This is a genomic window from Acidobacterium sp. FHG110202_01 (assembly GCF_059115305.1).
The window spans coordinates 1-17,535 of sequence record NZ_JBZYWJ010000020.1 but is presented as its reverse complement, the minus strand read 5'-3'; the positions used below and the strand labels follow the sequence as shown (position 1 = coordinate 17,535).

The following is a 17,535-nucleotide window of genomic DNA, read 5'->3' as shown; positions in this document are numbered from 1 at the left end:
GCGCCGCGGCCTTTCCTTCTCGAACTGTGACGGTGCCCTGCGCGCCATTGCCCTGGGCGTCTGCGACTATCTCGCCGAAACCACAGGCTGTCCCAGCCAGTTGGTGAAGATGCCCCTGGAAGGCTCCATCATCCCGGTGGTAGAAAGCATATTCCGGGAAGGCGCTGACAATCACGCGATGCTACCTGGAGCCGATCCCGAACTGCTGGCAACGACGGCCGCCTGGGCTATCTTCGGTGCTGCACGACGGTGGTACCAGACACCAGGCCGCATCCCCGCTGAGGAGATGGCTGCCAGGATTGAAACGATGGTCAAGCCGATCTTTCTTACTGTTTCTATATAAGTTGTTCCCATATTGCACGGCTTTACGAAAACACCTTCATAATGCGTACGCTATAAACAAGTAACTGTAAGTCGGCTTTTCGTTATCTATCCATGTCGCATCTGTGTGCCGCCAGCGACCCTGAGTAGCCCGATCAATTTCCGCTTCTATTGAACCTATGGCATCTGGTGCTCCGGTGACTTGGTTCCAGAGTGAGTGCACCGGGCAACGATTAAAAAGGCGAAGAAATGTTATGAGAACGAGAGATCTGGACCGTAGTAAATGAGCGAACAATTGAGATAAGCTAGGGCGCACTGGAACTCGGCAATTTCCGAAGTATGGGGAATTGTCAAGGGATGAGCAAATTTTTTTGGCTCAGGTCAGAAAACTAAACAGTACCCTATGAATAGCGCTGTTCAGCGCAGGTTAAGGAGAGCAGAATGAAAACTACGTCTCGGTTGGTCGGATTTGTTTTGTTAGTCACAGCGTCGGTCACTTCCGCATATGCGGGCGTTCACGGCGGAGGGTACCCGGGGCCGCCCAAACTTCCTGCAAAAATTGTGATCGTGGGAGAAGGAGTTCACGGAGGGGGCTACCCAGCGCCGAACGGTAATTAAAATTGTCGAATACAAAATGCCGATTGATCCTTTAGGCTTTCGTTAGGGAGAAATGGGAGCCACAGTCGGGCATGAGTTTCTCGACACTTCAGAACGTGCTCTGGGCCGCGAGTTTTGTGGCAAACGTCATCCTGTTGGCAGTAATTGTGCTGAAGGAGCGATGGCGTGCGTTCCCGTTTTTCAGTACATGGATCGCATTCCAGTTCCTGTTGACGATGTCATTTTTTGTTATTTACCGTGCGGGCTCCGCTCGGCTTTACAGCGTCGTTTACTGGTCGACGGGAATCATCGATGTTCTGCTGCAAATTAGCATCGTTATCGAAATAGCACGTATTGTGCTGCGGACGCGAGGCGCGTGGATCCACGACACGCGCCGTCGCTTTATTGCAGTGGCTGCGACGGGAACGCTGATCGCAGCCAGCGCAACCATGCTTCTCCATCCTTCGACCCACCGCGCCATAGAATTATGGGAGATTCGCGCGAATCTGTTTGCCAGCCTTCTTTTGTGCGAATTGATGGCGGCCATGATGGCAGCCGCAAACCGTCTTGGTCTGCAATGGGACGATCACGTTATGGGCTTGGGAGAGGGTTTGGTGGTATGGACCATGGGCAATGTACTGGTGGATGGACTGCATGACTTGCTGGGGAAATACCATTGGTTCAATGTCTTGGATGAAATGCGGAGCCTTTTATGGATCGGAGCTGTCATTTACTGGTCAGTAATATTGTGGCGTGCCCAAAAAGAAAAACCACCGCTTTCGGCAGAAATGGAGCAATATATGATTAATCTCCATAGTGAGGTTCAGTACGATCTTTCCAGAACGAAAGAGGGCACGTCACGCCTGAGGAAATAAACCTTTATGATGCTTGCTATCCTGTTCAGCATTGTGGTGGTAGTTGCTCTTGGTCACATCTGGTGTCAGACCGTTTCGGCGCGACGCTTTCATAACTCCGACTGGAATGATCTGTACCGTCGCATCGAGATAATCCCGAAAATCGCCATCGCCCAGGTTGGCAATCAATATCTGCATCCCCAGCCGAATGAGCTAGGGATGGAGCCAGGAGATATCTGGTTGCGTCTGGGTGGCATGGAGGGCTTGCGCCGGTTGCGGCGCAACGCAGATATCCTCATCGCGCTAGCGGGATACGCAGAACGCTGGAACTATACAGAGAGCGTCATCGTCCGGGAGCGTATGCGGCGCGATGCCTTGCATTTGAAGGGCGCGGTTTTTCAAATCAGGCTGAGAACAGCGCTGCATATAGGTCAGGTAAGTACAGTTTTTCATTTGCAGGAATCCATTGCTTCGTATCATTTGATGACGCAACGCTTGTTGGCGCTTTATCAAGGCAGCCATGCAGGGTTGTATCCTCGCCTGGTGGAAGTACTGGGTAGTGGGCCTGCCCAACGGATGATGCCGGCCACGACACTGTAACAGGTCTCACTCATTCCGCAGAGCGTCCATAGGCCGAATCAGCGACGCGCGCAGCGCAGGCATAACAGAAGCTGCAAGCGCCACAGTCGCTAATATTAGACACACAAGAATGAGCAAGAAGGCGCTTATGCTGAGGCTCCCGAGCCAGTGAGCAAGCCCACGCTGGAGCGTAAGGCTCAGCACGAGGCCAATCAAGAGCCCGGAGCCCACGCTGATAGCGACTGGTTTGAGCACACTCAGTAGAATGTGCCTCCGCAGGGCTCCGAGGGCCATGCGGACGCCTAATTCATTGAATCGTTGGCCAACGCTGTAAGAGACGACGCTGTAAAGACCCACGCTGCTGATTAATAAAGCCAAAGCAGAAAAGACACTGGAGAGCACAGCGATAAGGTGAGCGCGAGCCCATGTCGATTCCCGCTGAATAACCTCGCGGAGAGGGGTAATTGGATCTGAAATTTGCTGACCGGGATTTAGACTGGCCACCTGACGGCGAATATCCCTGGCGTGGGCGAGAGGATCGCCTTCGGAGCGGATGAAAATCTTCACCCAGTCAATCATGTAGAACGAGTAGGGAAAGTAAATTTCAGGTTTGATTGCGCTGTCGATGCCCGCATTGCGGGCATCTCCGACAACGCCGATGATGGTGGCCCATCCATCACTGCCGTCCACGGCTAAGGCTGCAGGCGGGTGATTTACTAGATCTGGCACGCGCACCGAGTGTCCGAGAACATCTTGATTGGGAAAATACTGCCTTGCAAATGCCTGATTGACGATGACGAGGTGAGCGCCCCGGCGCGTTTCACTCTCCTCCCAAAGCCTGCCTTGAATCAGCGGAATGCGCAGGGTCTGGAAATATGCCGAATCAACAAAATTGATACTGATGGTGCGATGCCTGAGCGCAGGAGCACCCAGAATCTCGAAGGGGAAGTCCCAGCCTCCGCTCGAAGGTGGACCAATGACGCCGAGTGAAGCGGAGCGGACGCCTGGCAGTTGGGCAATGCGATCACGGAGTTGCTGGTAGTAACTGGCGCGGGCTTCACGCGTAGCATAGCTACCGGAATGGATGGGGATAGAGGCATCGGCCACATGGTCCGGGTCATAGCCAAGTTTTAGATGCAAGAGTTGGCGGAAATTGGCGATTGCTGAAAGGGCAACGGTTAACAAGATCATCGATAAGGCGATTTGGCCTGCAATGAAAACGCTATGGATACGCCGGCCGAAAAAGCTGCCAGCAGCCTTCGGCGAACTGGCCTGTATGGTCTGGCGGATTCGCGGCTGCGCGAAATGGATGGCCGGGAAGAGCCCGAACAGGATACTGGTCACGATGGCAAGGCCGGCACAGAAGGCGAGCACAGCAACGCGCACAGGTATGTGGACGCCACGGGTAAAGAGCTGCCAGGGAAGCATGGCCGCAGCAAGCGGAGTCGTTGCATAAGTGAGGAGTATCCCCAGGAGTGCGCCAAGAACACCGAGTAACAGAGATTCAGTGAATAGTTGTCGGATGATACGGCCCGCCGTAGCGCCGACCGCGGCGCGTAGGGCGAACTCGTGCTGGCGGGCAGTAGCACGTGCCAGTAAGAGAATCGAAACGTTCAGACAGCTGATGATGAGCAATAACAGAACAGCTGCAAAAAGAACGTAGAGCGTCGGGCCTAGGTTTCGCGCAAAACGGTCGCCTGTGCTCATGAGCTGAAGGTCCATGCCTTCAAACGATGAGTGCGGGTGTTCTCGAATCATCTGTTGAAGAATGGGTCGGAGTTCCTCGAGCGCTTCCGCCTTCGTGTAGGGTTGCTTGATGCGCAGTACCGTCATGAAGCGGCGCACAGATGCGTCAGAGGTATCCAGGGGAAGGTAAACATCACAATCCCACCATGTGAAATTGCGTGGCATCACGCCAAGAATTGTGTAGGTGCGATTGTCGAGGCGGAGGCTCTTTCCGACGATAGCCGAATCACTGTTGAAGCGTCGCTGCCAATACTGGTAAGCCAGGACAGCAACAGGCTGCGGAGCTTGTCCCGGCGGTGCGTCCGAGGGCAGAAAAGTTCTTCCAAGCATGGCGGGGATGCCAAAAAATGGAAAGGCGTTTCCAGAGAAATAGACCGCATCTACGTCTTGCGGAATGTCCATTGTCGTGTCAGAAAGATTCTGCTCGTTCATTTCGACCACATCCTGAATGGAATGGGCCGTCTTTATTTGAGCGATTTGTTCCCGGTAGATGGATGGGGTATAAGAAACCTCGTTTGTTTGCTTGAGATCGACGAATATGACAATGCGGTCGGCATCCGGGTAGGGTTCGGGATGAAACAGTATGTTATAGATGACACTGAAAATGACAACTGTAGCCGCAATGCCAAAGGCGAGAGAGAGAATTCCCGTCAGAGAGAAGCCGGGATGCTTCCAAAATTGCCGCAGTGCAAATTTGGTGTCTCGGAGGAGGATCGACACTAGGCCTCAAGCCTAGCAGAAATTGAACACTCGTTGAATATTATCCAAGGCCTCGCTTTCCGGCATTTTCGGGAATGAAAGCATCACACCGGATAACATCTTTCAGGGAAAGACATTTTACCTCGGTGCCGTTGCGGCTCTTCGATTGCGGCCGTGTAGCCTCTGAAGTAAAACAGGCTCGTGGAGCAAATGCCGAGGCACAGTTTTACGTGCGACGGGAGACATAGAGGATGCACTCATTTTTGATAAACGCAGGGAAGAAACAGGACAGGATCTCCTGTGCTTGAATTCGAAGCATATGCGTAGAATGTCCCTTTTGTCTTGATACAGTAAGTTTTGATGGATTTAGATATCAAGTTGAGATCAGGCTCGGCGATCGTTATCCACCACTGAACTTTGTCTCCGGATGACGGAAAGCAGCCATTGTAAAACTGGAGTAACTGGGTGCTAAATTGCCCATATACTTCATTAAACGCGGTATAGCACTGTAGTTCTTCAATCGGGTCAAAGTTTGAGTTCCGGACCGAGTTTTCCAGCCGGGTAAGAATCTCCCTGGAATAAGCGGATCCGTCGCTCTTTGTTTGAGAGCGCGCATAGCTATTTATAAAAAAAACGAGCGCTGTTATGGCAATACGTGCCACTCGTGAAGACACTGACGTGGAATGCCGGAACATTGATTAATACCACCTGTCTTTCAATAGCCGCACTTATGTGCGGCGCTGCGCAGAATGTTTATTAGTTTGAGAGAAGGCCATTTTTTAAGGCAGAGTAATTATGGCACCTGAGTAATTGCAGTCATCTGGTGACACGGTCCTAGCGATGTGTCGTTGCAATTCGTCAGAATGCTGCGTTGCCCATTGTTTGGGGTAACAAACAGCAACTTGCTTTGTGTCGGTTCGTTGCCGGGAATACTATCAGTGACCAATAAATCGCCGCCTGCTCCAGATGAAATGCCATCCGGAGCACTACCCATTGCTCCCTGGTCAGGGCTTCCAAAATCGGTGACAAGATTACGAGTACCACTAGCCATTATGTTAACGAGTGTGCCGTTGCCATTTGTGCCGGCCTGGTTGTCAACCACATAGATCTGGGTTCCCAGTCCTAATAATCCACTGATTACAGCTACATTTTGTGGAGCCACTCCTATATATCCCTGCGTTGCATTGCCCAGATCACTGAGCACTGTACGATTGCCATTACTATCAACAGCGAATACCTCTCCGACTCCGTTAAGGCCCGCACTATCGTCCAATACGATGAGTTCAGCTCCCAGCGCCAGAAGTCCAGCTGGGGCAATAGCAATTGACACCGGATTGAGCCCTAAAGGGCCCTGATTGCTGTTGCCGAAGTCGCTCAGCAACGTCCGCTGGGCTGTCGCCGGATTAATGCGAAATATTGCTCCAGCTCCATTCGTGCCCGCGCGATTGTCGATGACATAGATATTCGTACCTAGTCCCAGCAATCCGGTGGCGGCAATAACACCAACAGGATTCACTCCTGTCGGCCCTTGGGATGAGCTGCCAAAATCATTGAAGATCAGACGATTTCCGTTAAAGGGGTTTACAGCAAACAGAGCGCCGCCATGATTCGTGCCTGCTGACGAGTCAAGAGCCAGAATAGTATGTCCCAACCCAAGCAATCCAGAAGGGACCCAGACGATTGCCTTCAATTGACCACCGCCCACAGGCCCCTGAGATCCGTTGCCGAAGTCACTCAGCATTGTGCGATTGCCATTGCCATCCACGATGACCAGCGCACCACCTAAAACGGGTAGAGGATTTGCGGGATCGAGGGGATTAGGCAAACTGCTGACCTGAGTGCCTAGCCCTTGATCGACAACTACAGTTTGACCCTGGGCAGATATCCCCATCATTAGGAAATAAGAAATTACCGCAGCGAACAGAAAAAGTGCCTTTAGCTTTAACATAAAACCGACTCCTAGTTACACTAAGCCTCGGGAATACAAGCATATGTATAGCAGCGCTGAAAACAAGCTACGGTTCTGCGTGATGTTTGAGCATCATCTATTCGTGGCCGCTTCTGGGCGGCCTGCTTAGAGAATAGCGGAGCACCGGTACGTGTCCTGAGGCCGCGCAGCCACTCCACACAGGTCACCGGTGAGATAGAAGTGAGCGATTGCATGCTGACTGTTGGTGCATGCAATCGCTCAGATTTCCGGGCAATTACGACAGCTTGATCGAGAGAAGTCCAAAAATCGCGGACACGAGAGCTGCAACGTTGAGTGCAATCGTAATCATGCTATCTCCTTTCTCCTCGCGTAGGGCAAGGTGGATGGTAAGCGTGCATCTTGATAACTTTGCGGCTATTGAGTAACAGCGATCGAGAGGATGCTGCTCAACAGCTTGATCAGAGCAGTAATGCTAAGCGTGATGGTAATCATATGCACACCCCTTTCTCCCTGGGGCAGGAACCAGGGAACATTTGCCATGCGTTGTTTTGCAGATGTCAGGGGGATCACACACGCGGTTGTGATCGAGAAGAGAAGAGTGGCCTGAGACGCACGCAACGTGGAGTTTGCTGCAACTTACTCCATCTACAATAGGCGTCCAGAGTTACCGCGATCCTCACTATAACATTGCTGTCCGCGTTCTTGTCAACATGTGGAAACTTACTTTTGCTATTTTCACTAAGACGTATATCGGTGATAGTTATGCTGCTTATAACTTATTCATATATTTCAGGCCTCTATGATCGCGTTCATTAGTATATCGACGGCACTCTCCTTGATCGCGGTAGCTTCAGCATAAGGAAGAAAGTTATCGTTTGCGATGAATGACAGATCTATCTTTCCATCAAAATGGCTTGTGACAAGGGTGGTAGAGTTCCTCCACGGAAGTGCGACCGTTATTCCAAGAAAACGATCGATTGTGAATGATTGATAAAACTTCGGGATATCAATGCGACCGAGATTGGAAAAGGCGCAATCGTAGCTTCCTTTGCTCTGTTGCAAGAGGCTAATAAACTTAGGGGCGATATCGTGGAGCTCTTCCGCGGTTAGAAGATGCTCATAGGCATCCAGGCGCTCTATTTTATATGTCATTGTTTGTTTGAGGAGTCGTGCAGCTTCCCAGAAATTCTGATCCGGCCGATCACTTATCCTGAGAGCGATGGTCGGGGCGTAGTTGAACATCATATCGGCCTGAATAGCCGGGATATAGCGTCGAATATTCACGGGGCACATCACTTTGTTCTTAAATCTTGTGCCCATAGTTTTGCGGAATGCCTGCATCAGTGCAGTACACAGGGCGGCGTAAGGTGTCGTGCGTTCTGCCTTGCAGCGCTGCTTCAAAGCTTCTGAACTTGCTGTATCAGCCGTCCAATAAATAAGATAGTGCCCGTCTTTCGGAGTTGTGGGCTTGTCCTTTATCGTCATCGCGAACAGGCGGAATAGTGCTGCCTTACTCTTGATAAGCATGGATCGTCTTCTACTGGTCAGGATCTTCTCGGGGACAATTTCCCGGAGGGACTGCACCGGCGGATAAAACGGCAACGACGCCTCTGGCTGATCGATAAGGTGAAGAATGTCACGAAATATGGAAATTAGCGACATGCCATCGCATGCGCAGTGATGGCCAACCAGCATCAATTCCGAGACAGCGTCTGACGTGATCCACACAAGCCGAATCAAAGGGTTCTGTCTCATATGAAATGGCGTTCTCCATTCATCCAGCATGACCTTCTTCCAGTCCTCCTCGGCTGAACGCCTGACTATGCGCAGCGGAATTGGTGCAGGTATCGCTGGAATGGCAAAGCAGAGATTTCCATTTTCCTCTATAACGTTTGCCCTTAACATGGGATGCCTGGCCTGAACCTTGTCTAATGCATTTCGAAGAGTTCCTTCCGTCAGCATCCCGCAGATTCGGATTGTCATAACGCAGTTGACTGGTGTTACGCCATCAACATACATAAGACGTTCGAAGAAGAACATCTTCCTCTTTCCTGCTACTTTTTCATGTTTGTAGTGCGCGATATCCATCTACGGGCCGATCTTACAGCAGATGAAATATATTCAACTATCAAGGTTATAACTTAGTTAAGTAATCATGATTGCCGATCAATGGCATAAATTTTTGAAGTATAGGCTTGTGTTGCTCGATAGAATGCGCTACGATCTGTTTTTAGAAACAGCTACACCACTATACTGCGTTGTCGGCATTGAGTAGTTATCACAAATCGCAAGGCTACATTACTGTAGTACATTGTCCCGTGGTAATTTGATATGCTCGATTGACTTGCTTCGCCCATCTTTCTGCCTCATATCTGCATATTTATAAGTCCGATATCTGAATATTACCCAGTGCTCGCGTGGCGATGCCCCTTAAGCAGCTACATGCACCCGTGTGCATGATACCCAGCTGTTTTCGTTTTCTACCATTGCACAGGAGCTGGCCTTATGAAACCGGAAGCAGATGTGATCACTGTTCTTAACAGATACAAGATATATATTGAGCGTCATCTTACAAGCAGCACGGCTAAGAGCATCATTCTTGTAAACGGTGCTCTGGCCACGACAACATCCTTTAGTCAGAGCATTCGAAACCTGCGCGAGTTCTCAAACGTCATTCTTTTTGATTTGCCATTTGCTGGAAGATCACGGTCACATAACGTAAACGCGGAGATTTTGACTAAAGAAGATGAAGTCGAAATTCTCCTGTACCTGATCGATCTCTTTAAAATCAACTATCTGATGTCCGCGTCCTGGGGCGGTGTGTCGTCTCTCCTCACGTTGGCAAGACGCCCTCCTACGATAGAGAAGGCAATCATTTGCTCATTCTCGCCGGTTATCAATGAGGCTATGCGCAGCTACATGACCGGCGCTCGAAGTTTTTTGCACGAAGGAAATATCCAGGACGGGGCCCATTTACTTAATAACACCGTGGGTAAGTATCTGCCGCGTTTGCTGAAGGTCCACAACCATCAATATCTGCAGGAGATGGTTAAAGGGAATGAGCAGCAGATCATGTTTCATATCGATCAGATCTTTGCACTCGACGCAAACGCCTACCTCAACTGCTTTGCCTGCATCGACGTTCCGGTCTTGTTTGTGAATGGAGGACTGGATGAATATACGACGGTATCGGAAGTGCGGAAGCTGGCAAGGCATATCAAATACAGTCAATTCGCAGTGGTGGAAGGGGCTGGACATTTTATTGACCTGGAAAGTAAACATGCCTGGCGGGCGCTCGGCGAGATTAAGAGGTCATTTTTGCTTGGTCCAGACCGAGTCGAGGCAGTTATCGGTGGGCACCAGTCAGTTGCAGGTGCATTAAATCGTTCCATCGCAGTCTAGCGCGCACGATGACGATTCGATTGTGCCTAGCCGTAGTAGGAGGACAGCAACTTGCATATCTTCGTCATAGCAATCGGCACTGCGGGTGATGTGTATCCGCTCCTCGGGCTGAGCACAACCTTTGTGGCTCACGGACATCGTGTCTCCTTTTGCACCAGCCCTGTTTTCAGGGAAACCGTTGAGCGGTCCGGTCTTCGTTTCCTGCCCCTTGGAACGGAGGAAGATTACTATGCAGCAGTGAATGATCCTGCCATGTGGAATCCACGGCGGTCCCTGAAAACATTATGGAAAGCTGTGGCTGCAAGAATACGGCCGATGCTGGATCTTCTCTACCGTGAAATTGATGATGATACTTTGTTTGCGGCGCATCCATGGGCTTTTGCTGCCAGGCTGATCAATGAAAAATACGGTGTGCCTTTGGTTACAATGCAGATCTCGCCCTCAACTTTCTTTTCTGCTCAGAGCCCGCCAATTCATAAACAATTCACGATCCCAAAGTTTCTACCTTATCCGGTGAGGGCAGGCCTCTTATGGGCGTTCGATCGTGGCATACTCGATCAGATATGCGGGCCCGATATCAATAAAATACGTTCTGCCCTCGGGTTGGAGCCTATTAAGCATGTTATTGGCCGGTGGATACATTCTCCACAGGGTGTACTGGGGCTGTTTCCAGATTGGTTTGCGCAGCCACAAAGCGACTGGCCTGCAAATGTTACTTTGACCGGATTTCCATTATTTGACGGCATTGGTCCTCAAGCGGCTGACGAGGAACTCGAATCTTTTTTGGAGAGCGGATCCAAACCAATTGTGTTTACACCAGGTTCTACCGCAATAGACGAAATGTCTTACTACATGGCGGCAGCGCACACTCTGAACGCACTTGGCCAGCGTGGCATTTTTCTGGCGAGCAAAGGCATCGCAGCAATGAATCTGCCGCGGAATATTCTGGCTCGACCTTACGTCCCTTTAAGTAAGTTGCTTCCGCGCTCCAAGGTATTGGTGCATCATGGCGGCATTGGCACAGCGGCCCAGGCTCTTGCGGCAGGTATTCCACAACTTATTACACCATTTGCTCATGATCAGTTCGATAATGCCGCGCGTGTGCAGCGGCTGGGATGTGGTCTACAGGCAGGTGCTCCCGGGAGCAGTTCTCTCATGTGGACACCTTTGAAGACGCTCTTGGAGAACGACGGTATTCAACAACGATGCAACGAAGTTCAGTCCTGGGTGGAGCCGGGAGAAACAGCTTGCCGGAAAGCGTTGTCAACCGTCGAATCTTTATATCGCTCTTCACCGAACAGAGCCACTTCCAGCAGAGAGCTTCGACAACATGAAAGGTTAGTACGTGTCTGAGTATCGGTATAAGAGCGAGCTATGGCCCTCATTCCAGGAATAGTACTTGTTCTATATAACCCATCCACGACGCATGTTGACAACCTGCTTCGTCTCAGACGTCTATGCAAGGATGTCATCGCTGTGGACAACTCGCCCACTATAAATCTGCAACAATTTGCTCTTATCCAATCCCAGGATATTGATATCGTAATTAATTCCAATCATGGTGGCGTAGCAGGGGCCTACAATCGAGGCGTTGAGCTTCTGATTAAAAAAGGATGTAGCCTGTTTTTCTTTTTCGATCAGGACTCAGAAGTGCCTGACGATTATTTTGTGCAGATGGAGCAGGCATGCAGAAGTCTAAGTAGCCGGCTCTTCATGGTTGGACCCAGGATATTTGATATCAATGTCAGGCGGTATATTCCAGCACATCGCCCCGGCAAATGGAGTCTAAAGCCGCTGCCACTCGAGTCCTGCACCTGCGGTCTGGTGTCATGCGCCTCAATTATCTCGTCTGGCTCGGTAGTGTCTGTGGACACTTATCGCGCATTGGGACCGTTCGCAGAGGAGCTCTTTATCGATCAGGTTGACACGGAATATTGTTTAAGGGCCTCGTGCGAAGGCATACCAATTTATATCAATGCTGATCTAACGCTTAGGCATGAGATCGGGAAACGTACCGTTCGTAAATTTTTGTTTTGGAAGCTTACGCAATGGAACATGCCTCCAATCAGGCAATACTATTCTGCTCGCAACTGCATCCATCTGTCGCGCCGCTATTGTTTGCGATTTCCCCTGGTCATCCTCGTCAACATTATTACTGCATATCAAATTGCGTCAGTGCTACTTTACGAAAAAGACAAATGTAAAAAGCTTTTAGCTATCAGCGCTGGTATTGTCGACGGCATATTCAACCGGTCTGGGATTTTCGAAACTTGCCGCCCTTATGTGTGCACTTGGTGTTCAGCACTATAGTACAAGACCGGTGATGGCAAGGCCTGGTATGGATAGATCGTGCTTGAAAGCGCAGACCCCAACAGCTTCCAGTCGCTTGGACTGGGCTACGGTTGCGATCATCGCTCTGTATGGTTTGGACACGAAAGGCTTGCGTGGAGCGATAGGCTCATCCTGGCACAGCGGTCAGTGGCGGACAGCATCGAGATCTCGGACGAGGCTGCTCTGGCTTCCATAAAGATCTGGTGAAGCGAGATCGCTGGCAAGCTCGATCTCGGTTTCGACCGAGGCAGGTTTACCTTCGATGGCAGCATTTTCGCGCATGAGCTCGACCTGTGCCTCGATACGGCCGAGGTCGCTGTCATTTTCGCGGAGAATGCGGTCGCGGTTCTGTAGATTTTCCAGACGGCGCTGGAGGATGGCAAGCGTGGCTTCCTGCGAGCGCCGAAGCGCGGTCGATGGGCCGGCTTGTTGTGGGGTAGCTTCCTGTATCTGACGGATACGCGCCTGGAGGCTGGACTCAGATTCAGCGCCGAGCTCATGGGTGAGGTGGTTTCGCGCAACAAGTAGCTTGAGGTAGATCCACTGCAGTTTGTCGAGACTGGATTGGGTGCCGGCGAGAAGTTCGGGCTCGACGCCGAGGGTCTGGTAGATGGAGAGGATACGCGCAGAGGTGCTTTCGACGTTGCGCAGACGGCTGCGTAGGTCTTCCGGGAGTGTGGCGATGAGCGCTTTACGCTTAGCACGGCCGTCTTCGAGAAGTCGGTTACCGCTTTCCGCATCGACCACTCTCTGAAAGCGGGGATTGAAGGCAAGAGATGAAACGACGGCAACTTCTACCCCAAGGCCCGCAAGCCAGATGCTTGGCTCAACGAAGCCAAGGATAGTTACGACGGCTGTGCCAAGCGCGTTGACGGGAATGCGGCCGAGACCGGGAACATCGACGCCGACTAGAAAAGCAGCTTTGAGATAGCGCCACATCTCGAACGGTCAGGAGGTAGTTTTCTGGTTGTCTCGGGTGATGACAGCCGGCAGAGTCTCAGGCGCCCCGTCAGGGATCTGCGTGGATGTCTGGTTGGCTTCAAAGGCGGCCAGGGCCTGCTCGGCAAGGGCGCTCTGTTCAGCTTCGCGGATGTGAACGTCGCGCAGGTCGAGGCTGTCGACGGCGACGCGCACGCGTCCAGCGGCTTTCTGGCGCTCTTCGCTGATCATCTCCTCTAGGCGATTGAGGGTTTCGCCGCTGCCTCCGATGTCGGTGACCATGCCGGAGGCCATCTCGGTAATCTCAGCCATAGCGCGCTTCATCTTCAGGTCGCTGATGCCAGTCTTAAGAGACTCTATCTTCTGGCGGGCGATGTTGATAGCGACGTCGCGGGCGCGGACAAGTTCCTTATAGGTGGTCTCGGCCTGATCCATCTGCTTGCGGTTTTCGCCGAGCTCGCGCTCGACGGTCTGCAGGCGGAGGGCGTATTGTCCGGCGGCCTGGCGGTTGCCGAGCTTGAGGTTGGCCGAAGTTTTAGCGCGCAGCTCGTTCTCGTCATTTTCGAGCTTGCGGACCTGGGCGATGAGGCGCTCCACCATGGCGGCGTGAGCGGCAAGTCCGCTGTTAAATTTGCCGATCTGCTTGCGCAGATTTTCCTGCTCGACTTCGAGCAAGGCCTCGGGATTCTGGCGTTCCAGCCCAGAGATAAATAAGCCGATGAAGCCGTGAAAAAGGTTGGTGAGACGACGAAACATAGAGTCTCCTCGGGTACTAATCTTACTCCTGCCCGGTTGCAGAGCCGCCGGACATTGGGCTTAGTGACTGCTCTCGCGGCGCTGCCAGCTTGCGAGCAGGTTAGTGACGACCTCAGCCTTGGGCGCAGCGCAGATCTTGCCAAGGTCGAGGGTGACTCCGTTCGGCTGATAACGTGTCCAGGGACTGTCGGGAGTGCGCGTGGGGACATTGGCATTAGCCGGGCGGAAGCCGTGGTTGATCGATTCCCGCTGGATAGGTTCGCTCAGCAGGAAATCGAGAAAGGCCTGGGCTGCTTTGCGCTGGTCTTCGCTGCTCCAGGGGGCATTGAGGATGTAATACGGGTTATCATTCCAGGCATTGTATTCGGGATAAATGATATGGATGGGTCCCCAGCGGCCTTCGGCGTTCTTGAGGTAGTCGATGGCGACGCTCTCATAGACGAGCAGGGCGTCGTAAGATGAAGGTCCTTTCAGAACCATCTCGCGCATGAGGTTGCCGGTGCTGTTGGAGTCGCTGCTGGAGGCGGATTCGAGCTGGCCGAGCCAGGTCTGGAACTGCACGTTGGTGACGTCGCCAAGGCTAAGGTCTTCTGTCTTTTTGAAGTAGCTATGACCGGCGAGCAGGAGAGCGAGGATGCCGGAATTCGAATCTCCGGGGTTCGTGTGCCCGAACTTGAAGAGTCCCCACTCGGGTTTCTGGCCAATAGCCGTCCACCCGCCGGGCTCATGGAGGGCGCGGTTGATGGTATCGAAGTCGACCTTGCCGTAGTGATTCTTGAAAACCTGGTAGCGCTCTTCCCATATGACGAAGACCATAGGAGTGAGAGCAAGTGCATCTTCCTTGAGGATGGGGTTGGTGCTGTACTTGGCCTGCCAGTCTTCGATGAAAGTGTCCTTGTAGACATTGCTGGCAGGCGACCAGACCTGGATGCGCTGATCTCCATTGAGAGCGGCGTGAGCACCTTCAAGTGAGCCCATAGGGATCAGATTGATATGGATGTGTTTTCCTTCGGAGGTCGAGTTGAACTGCTCGACGGCCCATTGCAGCCAGCGCTGCTTTTCGGTACCGTAAGCAATCCCCAGCTCGACATCCTTGCCGGAAACAGCGGGGATAGAGAGCTTCTGCGGCAGCACATGACGCTGGCGTGCCCAATAGTATGCGCCGGCGATGCAGGCCAGCAGGAAAAGCGCGATAACGGCCTTGCCGGCGGGAGTAAGTGAAGGGCGGGAACCGGGAGTCTGTGCCATAGGTCAGAAGAAAGTGGAGATATCCCGAAAGACTTCAACGATACTTTTGGGATCGCCGGTGTAGGCTTTGCCCTGCGTGGCGGTGGCGATCTGTTCGAGCACGTCGCGCCGGGCGTCGCTGCCATATGCGATGGTGTAGATGCGGATCGTGTGTGATTCGACATCGCCGCGAATGTGCGAAAGCAGGTCGTTGAGCTGGAGATGGCTCCGGTTGTCCTCGCCGTCGGTGAGGACAACTATGGCGCGAATGTGATCGGAGGGCCGCTGCTGCAGGTGCTGGTAGGCAGTGTCGATGGCATCGTAAAGGGCAGTTTCCCCGCCGGCGAAAAGCGAATCGATCGCATCCGTAGATGTCTTGCGCGTAGAGGCGAGAGCCTGGTCGGTCGAGGCCCAGCTTGACGTGTTGTTAAAAGAGAGGATTGAGAATTCGTCTTTGTCGTTGAGCAGAGAGACGAGCTGCTTTGCGCCGGCCTTGGCGTTGGGCATCTTACCCTCATCGTTCATGCTGCTTGAAGTGTCGAGGACGAGGGCGACGTCGGCGGATTTCTTCTCGCTGATGTCCCATTGATGCTGGATGGCATTGATGACCTCAGAGGATGGCACTTCAAGCGTGGTCACCGGCTGCTTGGGGTCGACGCCGTGATCGGCGTCGATGGGAGCCGCGACAGGTACATCAGGCGATCCGGGACGGAAACCATAGGCAAGAGCTTTCTTCTGTTGCGGCGCAGCGAGCAGGTAGTTGATATAGACCTGGGCGGCTTCGCGGCGCTCGGGAGTAACCCAGTCACGGTCGACGATGCCGATAGGATGGTCGCTCCAGAAAGTCCCTTCCTTGGGATAGATGGCGACTACAGGAAATGGCATCGATTTGGCGTTGCTGTAGGATTCGACGACCATGCTCTCGTAGAGGACAGCGGCGGAGAGATATTCAGGGCCGCTATCGAAGAGCTTGCGGCCGAAGAATCCGGTGGAGCTGCCGTAGTGGACCATCGAGTCTTCAATGCCGCTGACGAAGGCGCGGGTCTTTGGGCTCTCAACGTCGGCCAGAGTGAGGCCGCGGACCTTGCCAGTAGCGGCATAATTCTCAGCAACAAGCGAGAGGATGCCGCTGTTGCTGTAAGCCGGATGTGTATGACCGAATTTGAAGCTGCCCCACTGCGGGTATCCGTAGCTGCTCCAGCCCTTCTGGTTGCGGGCAAGGGCGAGAATGTCGGCCCAGCCAACGGGCTTTTTGCCCCAGCCGATGGCTTCGGCCATAGGCTTCCAGATAGCAATAACAACGGGCGAAAGCACGAGGTTCTGCGTGCCGCCAATCATATCCTTGCCGGTAGCGGCACGGGACTGGGCATTGCCGAGCTTGATAAAGATGTTGGAGGCCGGGCTGATAAGGTCGTCATGCTCGCGCCCGCTGGTAAGGTCGTCAATGCATTCACCGGAACCCTTGGGAATGGCCTGCACGGTGATCCGTTTGCCCCCGGCAGTCTTCGCTCCGCTCTGGTTGAAGGCAGCAGTCACGTCTTCAATCCATTTCTGCTTTTCCGAGCCATAAGAGAAGAGCAGGCGGATTTCATCAGGAGCGGGTGTGGCGGAAAGGCCTTCTGAAGCGGCGGAAGAATGTCTTTTGCAGGAAATGAGAACGCACGCGAGCAGGATAGGCAGTGTGATTGCCAGAAGTCGTACGGCACGCATGCGGCAGTCGTCCCCTCGCGACAAGAATACAGGAGAGATACGTAAAAGGGTGGAAGAAGGTTCAATCGCAGGAAATTTGGCAGTGGTCTCCGGGGGCGGATACTAACACCGCCATGGGCGAACAAGCTGTGTTTTTCACAGATGAGAAATCTTGGGGCAGACACCATTACTGGACGAAGTTAGCATGCAGGCAGTAGGCTAAGAAACTACGCGGGAAGGCTGGGCTTCAGTATCCATGCCTCACAACATTGTTCTATTTGCTCGCAAGGAGGCTGCCCTTGCCCGGTGCTGCGTACATCCATGTCCAGGTTGGCGGGGAAGACATCGACCTCGCTCTGCTGGCCGTCGTCGAAGTCCATCAGAAGCTCAACGACCACTGGCGCGCGCGCGTCATCTTCCGCTCCGTACCCGACACTCAGCCCGACGTGGCTTCCATGTTCGGCC

12 protein-coding genes and 1 pseudogene are annotated in these 17,535 nt (G+C 52.8%); 6 read left to right on the top strand and 7 right to left on the bottom strand.

What is annotated here, in order from left to right:
- The 3 genes and pseudogenes from AC5S16_RS23080 to AC5S16_RS23070 all read left to right on the top strand — a co-directional run.
- Positions 1-343 (top strand): annotated as a pseudogene (locus tag AC5S16_RS23080) (TetR/AcrR family transcriptional regulator); the annotation flags it as partial.
- A 667-nt stretch (positions 344-1,010) separates the two neighbouring features.
- Complete coding sequence (locus tag AC5S16_RS23075) at positions 1,011-1,793, top strand: hypothetical protein (protein WP_493932481.1); 783 nt, start codon at positions 1,011-1,013, stop codon at positions 1,791-1,793.
- Between the two features lie 6 nt (positions 1,794-1,799).
- Positions 1,800-2,372 (top strand): hypothetical protein, encoded by a 573-nt coding sequence (locus tag AC5S16_RS23070; protein ID WP_493932480.1) that lies wholly within the window; start codon positions 1,800-1,802, stop codon positions 2,370-2,372.
- A 6-nt stretch (positions 2,373-2,378) separates the two neighbouring features.
- Here the strand turns inward: AC5S16_RS23070 and AC5S16_RS23065 are convergent, their stop codons facing one another.
- The 3 genes from AC5S16_RS23065 to AC5S16_RS23055 form a co-directional block, all read right to left on the bottom strand.
- Positions 2,379-4,817, bottom strand: coding sequence for an ABC transporter permease (locus tag AC5S16_RS23065; protein WP_493932479.1), 2,439 nt, complete (start codon positions 4,815-4,817; stop codon positions 2,379-2,381).
- Between the two features lie 772 nt (positions 4,818-5,589).
- Positions 5,590-6,744 (bottom strand): hypothetical protein, encoded by a 1,155-nt coding sequence (locus AC5S16_RS23060; protein WP_493932478.1) that lies wholly within the window; start codon positions 6,742-6,744, stop codon positions 5,590-5,592.
- A 771-nt stretch (positions 6,745-7,515) separates the two neighbouring features.
- Positions 7,516-8,814, bottom strand: a complete 1,299-nt coding sequence (locus AC5S16_RS23055) for a condensation domain-containing protein (protein ID WP_493932477.1) — start codon at positions 8,812-8,814, stop codon at positions 7,516-7,518.
- Between the two features lie 417 nt (positions 8,815-9,231).
- Between AC5S16_RS23055 and AC5S16_RS23050 the strand changes: the two genes are divergently transcribed.
- From AC5S16_RS23050 to AC5S16_RS23040, 3 genes are read left to right on the top strand one after another with little or no spacing between them, the layout of a single operon-like run.
- Positions 9,232-10,128 carry an alpha/beta fold hydrolase gene (locus tag AC5S16_RS23050; protein ID WP_493932476.1) on the top strand — a complete coding sequence of 299 codons (897 nt, stop codon included), beginning with the start codon at positions 9,232-9,234 and terminating at the stop codon, positions 10,126-10,128.
- A gap of 51 nt (positions 10,129-10,179) precedes the next feature.
- The gene (locus AC5S16_RS23045) at positions 10,180-11,481 is read left to right on the top strand and encodes a glycosyltransferase (RefSeq protein WP_493932475.1); all 1,302 of its coding nucleotides are present in this window, start codon (positions 10,180-10,182) and stop codon (positions 11,479-11,481) included.
- Between the two features lie 21 nt (positions 11,482-11,502).
- Positions 11,503-12,438 carry a glycosyltransferase family protein gene (locus tag AC5S16_RS23040; protein ID WP_493932474.1) on the top strand — a complete coding sequence of 312 codons (936 nt, stop codon included), beginning with the start codon at positions 11,503-11,505 and terminating at the stop codon, positions 12,436-12,438.
- A 165-nt stretch (positions 12,439-12,603) separates the two neighbouring features.
- Here AC5S16_RS23040 and AC5S16_RS23035 read toward each other — a convergent pair whose 3' ends face one another.
- Genes AC5S16_RS23035 through AC5S16_RS23020 form a run of 4 tightly spaced genes read right to left on the bottom strand, consistent with a single transcriptional unit; the run spans position 12,604 to position 17,091 of the window.
- A complete protein-coding gene (locus AC5S16_RS23035; RefSeq protein ID WP_493932473.1) occupies positions 12,604-13,398 on the bottom strand; it encodes a hypothetical protein in 795 nt (264 codons plus the stop codon).
- A 9-nt stretch (positions 13,399-13,407) separates the two neighbouring features.
- Positions 13,408-14,154 carry a PspA/IM30 family protein gene (locus AC5S16_RS23030; RefSeq protein ID WP_493932472.1) on the bottom strand — a complete coding sequence of 249 codons (747 nt, stop codon included), beginning with the start codon at positions 14,152-14,154 and terminating at the stop codon, positions 13,408-13,410.
- 60 nt (positions 14,155-14,214) lie between these two features.
- Entirely contained in the window at positions 14,215-15,402 is a 1,188-nt protein-coding gene (locus AC5S16_RS23025; RefSeq protein WP_493932471.1) for an extracellular solute-binding protein, read from the bottom strand.
- A 3-nt stretch (positions 15,403-15,405) separates the two neighbouring features.
- The gene (locus AC5S16_RS23020; protein ID WP_493932470.1) at positions 15,406-17,091 is read right to left on the bottom strand and encodes an extracellular solute-binding protein; all 1,686 of its coding nucleotides are present in this window, start codon (positions 17,089-17,091) and stop codon (positions 15,406-15,408) included.
- Positions 17,092-17,535: the final 444 nt, after the last annotated feature.